Below are 11,859 nucleotides of genomic sequence, written 5' to 3'. Positions count from 1 at the left end.
CAAGGTAATATTGCCTTTCGCGAGTTTGCCACCGTCAACGGTGACAAACACTTTTTGATATTTTCTAGCTCCCTGCGCAGATAAATTGCCTGATGAATAAAACAAGACAGTATGAGTTGATTCGTTGGCTGAAAAAACAAAGCGCCCCCGCGCAACGTTGGCTCCGCCTGTCCATGTTACTTGGCCTCCTCAGCGGGTTATTGATCATCGCTCAGGCATGGTTACTGGCCACCCTGCTGCAATCTCTGATTATCGACCAACTCCCCCGATCGGCATTGACTGCTGATTTTTGGCTACTGGCCGGAACCTTTGCATTGCGCGCCGTGATCAGTTGGTTGCGCGAACGGGTGGGATTTATCTGCGGAATGAAAGTTCGCCAGCAGATCCGTAATGTCGTTTTAGACCGATTAGAACAGCTCGGCCCTGCGTGGGTGAAAGGTAAGCCCGCGGGCAGTTGGGCAACCATCATTCTGGAACAAATTGAAGATATGCAGGACTACTACTCCCGCTATCTGCCACAGATGTATCTGGCCGTATTCATTCCATTGCTTATCCTGATTGCCGTCTTCCCTATCAACTGGGCGGCAGGTTTGATCTTGTTTGTCACCGCGCCATTGATCCCGCTGTTTATGGCACTGGTCGGGATGGGTGCCGCCGACGCCAATCGGCGTAACTTTGTCGCACTGGCACGGTTGAGTGGCAACTTCCTTGATCGCTTACGCGGATTAGACACGTTACGGTTATTTAACCGCGCTAAAGCAGAAACCGACCAAATTCGTGATGCCTCAGAAGATTTCCGCCGCCGCACCATGGAAGTGCTGCGTATGGCATTCTTATCTTCAGCCGTATTAGAGTTTTTCGCCGCCATCTCTATTGCCGTGGTTGCCGTCTACTTTGGTTTTTCCTATTTGGGTGAACTGAATTTTGGTAGTTATGGTTTTGGCGTCACCCTGTTTGCGGGTTTTCTGGTATTGATCCTGGCCCCTGAATTCTTCCAACCGCTGAGAGATTTAGGCACGTTTTACCACGCAAAAGCTCAGGCAGTTGGCGCAGCAGAATCGCTGGTCACATTTTTGAGTAGTGAAGGCGAAGCGATTGGCCAAGGTGACCAAGTGCTGCCGGGTAACCAAGCTATCACCCTAGAAGCCGACCAACTGGAAATTCTGGCCCCTAATGGCACCCGGTTGGCCGGACCGTTGACGTTCTTATTACCCGCAGGCAAACGCGTTGCCATTGTTGGTCTGAGTGGCGCAGGTAAAAGTTCATTACTCAACCTGCTGCTGGGCTTTTTACCCTATCGCGGCTCACTGAAAGTGAACGGGGTTGAATTACGCGAACTGGAAGCACCAGCGTGGCGTAGGCAATTAAGCTGGGTTGGCCAAAACCCACATTTGCCGGAACAGACGCTGGCGGCCAACATTTTGCTGGGCCAGCCAGATGCGTCACACAGCCAATTGCAACAGGCGGTAGAGCGTGCTTATATCAATGAATTCCTGGCTGATTTGCCACAAGGGCTGAATACTGAAGTCGGCGACCATTCTGCACGTCTCTCCGTTGGGCAGGCGCAACGTGTTGCCGTTGCCCGCGCCTTACTGAATCCGTGCCGCTTATTGCTGCTGGATGAACCCACCGCCAGCCTTGATGCTCACAGTGAACAATTGGTGATGAAAGCACTAGAGGAAGCCTCTCGCAGGCAGACGACGCTACTGGTTACCCATCAGTTAGAAGATACGCTGGGTTATGATCAAATCTGGGTAATGGATAGTGGCCTTCTGATTCAGCAAGGTGATTACTCCACCCTCAGCCAGTCTGACGGTTCATTTGCCAATCTGCTGTCCCATCGCAGTGAGGAGCTTTAATTATGCGCGTACTTCTTCCTTTTTTGGCGTTGTATCGCCGCCATTGGTTCCTGATTTGTCTGGGTATCGTGCTGGCAATTGTCACGCTGCTGGCCAGTATCGGCTTGCTGACATTATCAGGTTGGTTCCTTGCGGGTACCGCCATCGCTGGCCCTGCTGGATTATATACGTTTAACTACTTGCTACCGGCTGCCGGTGTCCGAGGGGCCGCAATTACCCGTACGGCGGGCCGCTACGCAGAGCGAGTTGTCAGCCATGACGCGACATTCCGTGTACTGGCACATCTGCGGGTCTTCGCTTTCCAGAAGATCCTACCACTCTCCCCTGCCGGTATTGCCCGTTTTCGCCAAAGTGAACTGCTGAACCGGTTGGTCGCCGATGTTGATACCCTCGATCATCTCTATCTGCGCGTCATCTCACCGCTGGTGGCCGCCATCGCAATTATTGCTGCCGTGACGTTTGGTTTGAGCTATCTGGATGTCAATCTGGCCCTGACACTCGGTGCAATTCTGCTGGGGTTATTACTACTCGTCCCATTGATCTTCTATCGTGCCGGTAAGCCCATTGGTCGTGACCTGACGGACCTGCGTGGTCTTTATCGTTCGCAACTGACCTCTTGGTTACAGGGGCAGGCAGAGTTATTGGTATTCGGTGCGTTACAGCAATTCCGTGCCTCGTTGCAGGATATTGAACAACGCTGGATGAGACGCCAACAACAGCAAGCATCCTTGGCTGGTTTAGCGCAGGCGCTAATGATTCTGGCTACTGGCCTAACGGTCACGCTAATTTTATGGCTCGCCGCTGGAGGTATTGGCGGGAATAATCAACCAGGCGCATTACTGGCGCTCTTTGTTTTTACCTCTTTAGCCGCATTTGAAGCCTTGCTGCCGGTGGCTGGTGCATTCCAACACTTGGGACAAGTTATCGCTTCTGCGACCCGCGTTGCGCAATTGATGGAACAACAGCCTGAAGTGACATTCCCGACCAATGGTCCAGAGGTGGCCGCACAGGTGGCGCTAGAAGTGACAGGGTTGAGTTTTACCTACCCACAGCAGCCCTTACCCGTTTTGCAGAATATATCGCTGTCACTGGCCGCAGGGGAGCATATTGCGCTACTTGGGCGCACAGGCTGTGGAAAATCCACACTGTTACAATTATTAACCCGGGCCTGGGATGCCAGCCAAGGCAGTATCACGCTTAATGGGGAACCATTGGCCAATTATGACGAAAATACCTTGCGCCAGATGATGACAGTGGTCAGCCAGCGGGTACATGTCTTCAGCAGTACATTACGTGAAAATCTGTTGCTGGCTTGCCCTACGGCGTCTGATGCACAGTTGAAAACAGTTTTGGAACACGTCGGGTTAGCCAACTTACTTGATAATAGTGAGGGACTGAATGCCTGGATGGGGGATGGCGGCCGGCCACTCTCTGGCGGTGAACAGCGTCGTTTAGGAATTGCCCGTGCCTTGCTACATCCTGCGCCTCTTTTGCTACTTGATGAACCTACCGAAGGGTTAGATGCTGAAACAGAACAACAAATTCTGGCTCTGCTGCGCCAACACTGTCAGCACAAGAGCCTGATCATGGTCACTCATCGTTTATACGGTCTGGAATATATGGATCGAATCTGCGTGATGGATGGTGGCAAGATAGTCGAGCAAGGCAATCACCACAGTTTATTGCAACACAAAGGGCGCTATTACCAATTCCATCAACGCCATTGAACACTGGGCTGCGTGAATTGTGAATGAGTCACCTGATGCGAGCAGGTAATTAGCATAATTCGCGCTAATATGAATAAAAACCACTGAAGAAAAAGTGGTATTCATTGTTATTTATTATACCCAGCGAACTTAGCGTAGCAGCTAACAACGCTGTGGCTTCAAGTACGAAGGCTATGAGCCTGAAGATATCATCAGGGGGATTTATGCGCATTACACAGCTATCTTCTCAGTCATTTGCATTCCCCTCACCTGAGCTGGCTCTGCGCGAACCTAATGGTTTGCTGGCTCTTGGGGGCGATTTAGCCGCTCCTCGCCTGCTGGCAGCTTACCAGAAGGGAATTTTTCCTTGGTTTAGCCCCGGAGAGATGATCCTATGGTGGTCGCCGGACCCGCGCGCGGTGTTATTCCCGGAAGATTTGCATATTAGCCGCAGCATGCGCCGCTTTCTGCGCCGTTGTCCTTATCGCCTCACACTTAACCATGCTTTTGCCGATGTGGTCAGCGCTTGTGCTGCGCAACGTGATGAGGGGACGTGGATTGGCGAGGATGTACAGCAAGCTTATTGCCAATTACATGCATTAGGGCACGCGCACTCAGTTGAAGTTTGGTTGGAAAATGAACTGGTTGGCGGATTATATGGCATTGCAGTGGGTAAACTGTTTTGCGGAGAATCGATGTTTAGCCGAGCTGACAATGCTTCAAAAAGCGCATTAATGGTTTTTTGTCATCATTTTACCCGTCAAGGTGGAGAACTGATTGACTGTCAGGTCCTCAACGCTCACACTGCGTCGCTGGGTGCGATTGAGATCCCACGAAACTTTTTTATGCAGCAGTTGAGTCAACTCCAGTTTAGTCCACTACCGGCTGAATGCTGGTTACCGCAATCGTTGAATTTTTCATCCGCGATGCAGTAAAGATCAACCGTTGAGAAAGTACCCCACATTAGGCTTTATCCCCTCTTACCGGCAGACTAATTTTGCTGAAATGGTGCGATGACCGCCAACACTTCTTTACATAATGTGGGTTTTTCGGCATTATCTTGCCGGTTAAAAACTAAGGTAGTAACACCTAGAGGATTCGATGGCCAAAGAAGACAATATTGAAATGCAGGGCACCGTTCTTGATACGCTGCCGAACACCATGTTCCGCGTTGAATTGGAAAACGGGCACGTGGTAACCGCTCATATCTCCGGTAAAATGCGTAAAAACTATATCCGCATCCTGACGGGTGACAAAGTCACTGTAGAGCTGACCCCGTACGACCTGAGCAAAGGCCGCATTGTCTTCCGTAGCCGTTAATCGGCTAATCTGTCGCCAGTTTAAGACTGGCGAGCTCTGAGGATGTAGTCCCCCTCCGGCGCCCTTCCCATTTATGGCAAGGGCGTTTTGCGTTTTCTTTTTTTTATCGATTGAGTAGGTTTATTCATCGTGAAATCAACAGCAAAATGCAAAAGTCACTAATTGTGGAAAACAAAAAGGGCGATAAGTTTATAGCTTATCGCCCTTTTTTATTGCCCGGTATACTTGACACAGTAGCCGTGTAACGCCGATATCCCCCGAATCACTCAATACTCGCTCATCGGGAATCTTTCATTTGCCATCGACTGCAACGCCACTTATTTCGGACATCTTACATTTAATGAACGGCACCTTCAGTTTTGCGTTTCTGCGCACTCTGAAACTCATAAGCCAGTTGTTGTTTTTCTTTATCCAGCCCAACAGTGACCGAGCCACCATCAACCAGAGAACCAAACAACAGCTCGTTTGCCAGTGGTTTCTTCAGATTCTCCTGAATCACCCGCGCCATTGGTCGTGCACCCATCGCTTTGTCATAGCCTTTATCAGATAACCAATTACGGGCTTCTTCACTGACTTCCAGTGATACGCCTTTAGCATCTAACTGCGCCTGCAACTCAACGATAAATTTATCGACCACCTGCTGAATAACGGTAGGTGATAAGTGGTTGAACCAAATAATGTTATCCAACCGGTTACGGAATTCCGGGGTAAACACTTTTTTGATCTCTTCCAGTGCGTCAGTGCTGTTATCTTGCTGTTTAAAACCAATTGAGGTCCGTTGCGTTTCACGCACACCAGCATTGGTGGTCATCACCAGAATGACGTTACGGAAATCAGCTTTACGCCCATTGTTATCCGTCAGAGTGCCGTTATCCATCACCTGTAGTAACAGGTTAAACACATCTGGATGGGCTTTTTCAATTTCATCCAGCAGCAGAACTGCATGAGGATGTTTGATAACCGCATCGGTCAACAGACCACCTTGATCGTAACCTACATAACCCGGAGGCGCACCAATCAGGCGGCTAACAGTATGGCGCTCCATATATTCAGACATATCAAAACGCAGCAGTTCGATATCCAGTGCTTTGGCCAATTGCACCGTAACTTCCGTCTTACCTACCCCTGTTGGGCCAGCAAACAGGAACGATCCGACCGGCTTATGCTCATGCCCTAATCCTGCGCGGCTCATTTTGATCGCCTCGGATAGCGCATCAATAGCTTTATCCTGACCGAATACCAACATATTCAGCCGATCACTCAGATTTCTCAGCACATCGCGATCACTGGCAGAGACGGTCTTCTCAGGAATACGGGCGATACGAGCCACCACGGATTCAATGTCCGACACATTGACAGTTTTCTTACGTTTGTTAAGTGGCATCAGGCGGCTACGAGCACCAGCCTCGTCAATCACATCAATGGCTTTATCCGGTAAATGGCGGTCATTAATATACTTAACCGACAACTCCACCGCTGCGCGTATCGCTTTCGCGGTATAACGCACATCATGATGTGCTTCATATTTCGGTTTCAGGCCGTTAATAATCTGAACGGTCTCTTCCGGTGTCGGCTCAGTAATATCAATTTTCTGGAAACGCCGTGCCAGTGCGCGATCCTTTTCAAAGATATTGCTGAATTCCTGATAAGTGGTAGAGCCAATGACCCGGATCTTGCCACTAGAAAGCAGTGGTTTAATCAGGTTAGCTGCATCCACTTGCCCACCGGAGGCAGCACCTGCGCCGATAATGGTATGAATTTCATCGATAAACAGGATGCTGTCTTTGTCATTTTCTAACTGTTTCAGCAGCGCTTTGAAACGCTTTTCAAAGTCACCACGGTATTTGGTTCCGGCCAGCAGTGAACCGATATCCAGTGAGTACAGAGTGCATTCCGACATCACTTCAGGAACATCGCCCTGCACGATACGCCAGGCCAGGCCTTCCGCGATAGCCGTTTTACCGACACCGGATTCTCCGACCAACAGCGGGTTGTTTTTACGCCGACGGCACAATACCTGAATAGTCCGTTCCAGCTCTTTGTCGCGACCGATAAGTGGGTCAATGCCCCCCACGCGAGCCAGTTGATTCAGATTGGTGGTGAAGTTTTCCATACGGTCTTCCCCTCCTGCCTGCTCTTCATTTACCGGGTTTTCTGCATTCGGTGCTTGACCCGGTTCGTCCTTACGAGCGCCGTGGGAAATAAAGTTCACTACATCCAGACGGCTGACATCATGCTTACGCAGCAGGTAGGCCGCCTGAGACTCTTGTTCACTGAAGATGGCGACCAACACGTTGGCACCCGAGACTTCATTGCGCCCAGAGGACTGGACGTGGAAAACTGCACGTTGTAACACGCGCTGGAAACTGAGCGTAGGCTGGGTGTCACGCTCTTCTTCGCTAACAGGTAATGTTGGTGTGGTTTGTTCGATAAACGCTTCCAGCTCCTGGCGTAACGCTACCAGATCAACCGTACACGCCTCCAGCGCTTCCCGCGCAGCCGGATTGCTTAGCAATGCCAGCAATAGGTGCTCCACGGTCATAAACTCGTGTCTGTGCTCACGCGCTCTGGCGAAAGCCATATTGAGACTGAGTTCAAGTTCTTGATTGAGCATAGGCACCTCCCAATAATTGCCTTAATCAGGCTTTTTCCAGCGTACAAAGCAATGGATGCTCGTTCTCCCTGGCGTATTGATTTACATGTGCGACTTTCGTCTCTGCAACTTCAGCAGTAAAAACACCGCAAATCGCCTTTCCTTGATAATGCACATTGAGCATCAGTTGTGTTGCACGTTCAATATCATAAGAAAAGAACTTTTGCAGAACGTCAATCACAAATTCCATCGGTGTGTAATCGTCGTTGTTAAGTATAACTTTATACATAGACGGCGGTTTGAGCGCCTCTTTCTGTTTATCTTTGACTAAATGTTCAAAATTCAGCCAATCGTTGTTGTTACCCATTGCCTGCCCATCGTTTCACAGAACCATACAGGAGCAATACCTCACTCCGGTTATAAGACCATTTCATGCAGATATCTATTATTATTTTAACATCACTTATGCCATAACGCCGCCAGAGAAAGAAGTCGGTTTTTTTGCGTTAAAAGTGATTAAATTGTAACCAGATAAACACAATAGCGTTAGCTACATCAAACTTTGAATAACTGCCTTGGTCAGACAAAAGCCCTCCCCTTGACGTTAAGGCCATTTCCACTAGAGTGTATTTTCGTGAGCTGTTGGAGTTTTAACCAATTCGCGCTCACTTTAACCAGTTATTACCTCATCTCAAACTAGAATAGCCTTGCGAGGAACGTAGAAGTATGGAGACGGGTACTGTTAAATGGTTCAACAATGCCAAAGGTTTTGGCTTTATTTGCCCTGAGGGCGGCGGCGAAGATATCTTCGCTCACTATTCAACTATTCAGATGGATGGCTACCGCACATTAAAAGCCGGTCAGATGGTTAACTTTGATGTCCATCAGGGACCAAAAGGAAACCATGCCAGCCTAATAGTTCCACTCGGGTTAGATGTCCTATTGCAAGAAGCCATACCGCAGGAGCTCGCTGCAATGGCCTGACACCACGCATTCACTCGCCTGCACCTGCCCATCAGCGAAACAGTCTGGTGCCAACGGTATTTCCCGGGCGGCGTGTTGCTACTAACATCGATTACGTTTCAAAATGCCAGCCAACGATGACTGGCATTTTTATTTCTCATACTTCTAATATGCGGCCATATGAACCAAGTTCAATCCTTTGACTGATCTATTCACCAGCTAATTTATTCTCGAGCTAATGCATCAATCGGATTTAGTCGAGCAGCACTGCGGGCCGGTAGATAACCAAACACCACACCTATCACTGTAGAGCACAAAAATGCGCTGAACAATGCAACCGGCGGGAAAGCTATCTGCCAGTTAGGCAGAAACATCTCTACAACCAGACCGATGGCAAAGGATAGTGTGATACCCAGAGCTCCACCGACCAGGCAAACCAGAATCGCTTCAATTAGGAATTGCTGCATAACATCACTGGATCTCGCCCCTACAGCCATGCGAATACCGATCTCTCGAGTGCGTTCTGTCACCGAAACCAGCATAATATTCATCACCCCAATTCCCCCTACCACTAATGAAATTACTGCCACCAGTGTCAGGAACAATTGCATGGTACGGGTAGTTTTTTCCGCCGTTTGCAACAAACTATCCATGTTATAGGTGAATATGTCTTTCTTGCCGTGGCGCATCGTCAACAACCGCACTAGCTGCTGCTCAGCTTCTTTGCTGCTATACCCCTCTTTAATGCGGATAGTTATCGAATCAAAGTAGGCACGCCCCATCAGACGGCTCGCCATGGTGCTGTAAGGTACCCATATTCGCAGCGCTTTACTGCTACCAAACATAGATTGCTTTTCTTCTACCACCCCAACCACGGTGGCAGGCATATTCCCCACCAAGATGACCTGCCCTACGACGTCTTTCATATGCGGGAACAAGCGGCGCTGGGTATTACGGTCAATAACAGCAACTTGCGACTGGCGTTCAACCTGCTCACGGGTAATGGCCGTTCCCTGTTCGAGTTTCATACCATATACACGGAAATACTGTTCACTGACCCCCGATACGCTGGCGGCAACATCAATATTGCCATAGCGGAGCCGCATACTGCCTGCGATGGTCGGGGATACAGCACTGACGTAGGACTGTGCTTTCAGTGCTGCCATGTCGTCATAAACCAATGCCTGCCGGGTACTGGGGTCGTCATCGCCGAAATCTTTGCCGGGATAAACATCAATAGTATTAGTGCCAATAGCCCGGATATCAGCAAGAACGAGTTGTTTGGCCGCATCCCCAACTACCAAGATAGAGACAACAGAGGCAATACCGATAATGATGCCCAGCATGGTCAAGGCCGTGCGCATTTTATTGGCCGACATCGCACGCCAGGCCATTAATAAAGCCTCGCGGAAACGACCCGCCAGTTGCTGCCATGATGGAGCGGGTGGCGTCAGACTAATTGCCTCAGAAGCGGCCACTGCTTGCACCGTTTTCGAGCCTGAATCCGCCATAATGCGGCCATCTTTTATTTCGATAACCCGCTCAGCTTGAGCCGCAACAGTAGGGTCATGAGTCACAATAATAACCGTGTGCCCCTGCTGCTGTAGCTGTTTCAGAATAGCCATAACTTCAACGCTGGAATGACTATCCAGTGCACCGGTTGGCTCATCAGCCAAAATCACCTGCCCACCATTCATCAGGGCGCGGGCGATACTGACACGCTGCTGCTGCCCACCAGATAGCTGGTTGGGTTGGTACCCGACACGGTCGCCCAGCCCCAGGCGGGTGAGTAACATATTGGCCCGCTCGCGGCGTTCATTTTTACCCAAACCGGCATAGACCGCCGGGACTTCCACATTGTGGGCAGCACTGAGATGCGGCAGCAAATGATAACGCTGGAAAATAAAGCCAAAGTGCTCACGGCGCAGAGCCGCGAGTGCATCATTATCCAATACCGCCACATCCTGCCCTGCGACGCGGTAAACACCAGCACTAGGCTTATCCAGACAGCCCAGAATGTTCATCAGCGTCGATTTACCCGAACCGGAGGCGCCGATAATTGCCACTAACTCACCGGCATTAATTGTCAGTGAGACATCCTGCAATACATCCACGGTCTCTTCACCGGACTGATAGCTACGACGGATGCCTTTTAACTCAAGCAATGCCGTCATTACGTCTCCTCCGTGCCACCGCGGCTAACGATGACCTCATCACCGATATTCAAACCAGAAATCACCTGGGCATCAACGTTATTACGGATACCAATCGTCACTTCACGTTTCTCTTCTTTACCGTCTTTCAGCACCGCGACCTGATAACGGTTAGTCCCTAACTCATCACCCAAGGCCGATAACGGAATAACCATTGCCTGTTTTACGTTGGCAAGTTGAATTGAAACCTGCGCAGTCATTTGCAGGCGCAATAAGCGATCTGGATTCGGCACCTCAAAACGTGCCGAGTAGAAAATGGCATCATTTACTTTTTCTGGTGTTGGTTGAATGTCTTTTAACACCCCATCAAAGTGTTTCCCAGGATCACCCAGCACGGTAAATGAGGCTTTCATCCCCGGTTTAAGATGAATGACATCCGCTTCGGATACCTGCGCATTCACCAACATAGTGCTCATATCCGCCAACGTCAGAATATTAGGCGCTTGTTGCGCGGCGATCACTGTTTGCCCCTGCAAGGTGGTGATTTGCACCACATCGCCATCCATTGGCGCAGAAATTTTGGTGTAATCGAGATTAATATTGGCTGTATCCAAACTGGCTTTAGTCTTATTAATTTGCGCATTAATCGTCTCTACCTGCGCTTTTTTCACTGCCAGCGTGGTACTGGCCTGATCCAAGTCTTGGCGTGATACCACCTGTAATTTTGCCAGATCCTGTTGACGGCGCAGGGTGACCGCGGCCAGTTGCATTTCAGCCTTCGCCTGTGCCAACTGAGCATTCAAATCCTGTAATGTCGCCTCTACTTCTTTAATTTGGTTCTGTGCCTGTTGCGGGTCGATCATCGCCAGCAATTGCCCTTGCTTAACTTGATCGCCAATCTCCACATACAGTTTTTCCAACTGGCCACTGACCTGTGCACCCACATCAACTTTACGCACCGCATCGAGTTTGCCGGTTGCCAGAACATTCTGTTGCAAGTCACGATTGGCAACTTTTACTGTTTGGTATTGCACCGGGGCTGGGGCCGTCAGATGTCTGATGAGGAAAAAACCCCCGATAATTAACACGGCAATTATGGTAAGCCATCGGCGCTGACTGCGACTGAACTGCATCAAATCAATTACCTTCCTTATTCGTCAATTTTTCAATCTGCTGAAAATAGCATCAGAAATTCTCATTTAACTAAACCAAATATCAATACAACCGTGCTATAGGCGAAATCTAAGATGCATTGAGCCTCTGTT

Annotated in this window: 9 protein-coding genes; 5 read left to right on the top strand and 4 right to left on the bottom strand. The window is 49.6% G+C overall.

Features of this window, described 5'->3' with window-relative positions:
- Positions 1-92: 92 nt before the first annotated feature.
- The 4 genes from cydD (at position 93) to infA (ending at position 4,885) form a co-directional block, all read left to right on the top strand.
- Entirely contained in the window at positions 93-1,859 is a 1,767-nt protein-coding gene (cydD, locus tag V2A85_RS04685) for a heme ABC transporter permease/ATP-binding protein CydD (RefSeq protein ID WP_372559345.1), read from the top strand.
- Between the two features lie 2 nt (positions 1,860-1,861).
- Positions 1,862-3,586: a heme ABC transporter ATP-binding protein/permease CydC gene (gene cydC, locus V2A85_RS04680; RefSeq protein ID WP_420070958.1), complete on the top strand. Its 1,725-nt coding sequence runs from the start codon at positions 1,862-1,864 to the stop codon at positions 3,584-3,586.
- Positions 3,587-3,789: 203 nt separating this feature from the next.
- Positions 3,790-4,500, top strand: coding sequence for a leucyl/phenylalanyl-tRNA--protein transferase (gene aat / locus V2A85_RS04675; protein ID WP_083158424.1), 711 nt, complete (start codon positions 3,790-3,792; stop codon positions 4,498-4,500).
- Positions 4,501-4,666: 166 nt separating this feature from the next.
- A complete protein-coding gene (gene infA, locus V2A85_RS04670) occupies positions 4,667-4,885 on the top strand; it encodes a translation initiation factor IF-1 (RefSeq protein WP_002211347.1) in 219 nt (72 codons plus the stop codon).
- Between the two features lie 337 nt (positions 4,886-5,222).
- Here infA and clpA read toward each other — a convergent pair whose 3' ends face one another.
- Both clpA and clpS read right to left on the bottom strand, forming a co-directional pair.
- On the bottom strand, positions 5,223-7,499 hold the full coding sequence (gene clpA / locus V2A85_RS04665; protein WP_050084965.1) for an ATP-dependent Clp protease ATP-binding subunit ClpA: 2,277 nt from the start codon (positions 7,497-7,499) through the stop codon (positions 5,223-5,225).
- Positions 7,500-7,524: 25 nt separating this feature from the next.
- Positions 7,525-7,845 carry an ATP-dependent Clp protease adapter ClpS gene (gene clpS, locus V2A85_RS04660; RefSeq protein ID WP_005184739.1) on the bottom strand — a complete coding sequence of 107 codons (321 nt, stop codon included), beginning with the start codon at positions 7,843-7,845 and terminating at the stop codon, positions 7,525-7,527.
- A gap of 359 nt (positions 7,846-8,204) precedes the next feature.
- Here clpS and cspD point away from each other — a divergent pair, with 359 nt between their 5' ends.
- Positions 8,205-8,462 (top strand): cold shock-like protein CspD, encoded by a 258-nt coding sequence (gene cspD / locus V2A85_RS04655; protein WP_372559347.1) that lies wholly within the window; start codon positions 8,205-8,207, stop codon positions 8,460-8,462.
- A 203-nt stretch (positions 8,463-8,665) separates the two neighbouring features.
- Here the strand turns inward: cspD and macB are convergent, their stop codons facing one another.
- Positions 8,666-10,615, bottom strand: a complete 1,950-nt coding sequence (gene macB / locus V2A85_RS04650; protein ID WP_083158422.1) for a macrolide ABC transporter ATP-binding protein/permease MacB — start codon at positions 10,613-10,615, stop codon at positions 8,666-8,668.
- Positions 10,615-11,727 carry a macrolide transporter subunit MacA gene (gene macA / locus V2A85_RS04645; protein ID WP_193784808.1) on the bottom strand — a complete coding sequence of 371 codons (1,113 nt, stop codon included), beginning with the start codon at positions 11,725-11,727 and terminating at the stop codon, positions 10,615-10,617. Before macA ends, macB begins: the two co-directional genes overlap by 1 nt.
- Between the last annotated feature and the right edge of the window lie 132 nt (positions 11,728-11,859).

Origin of the sequence: Yersinia sp. 1252 StPb PI, assembly GCF_048593885.1 — a bacterium.
GTDB lineage: Bacteria > Pseudomonadota > Gammaproteobacteria > Enterobacterales > Enterobacteriaceae > Yersinia > Yersinia enterocolitica_E.
Note: the sequence above shows the minus strand (reverse complement) of the source record. Positions and strands in the feature narration are given on the sequence as shown.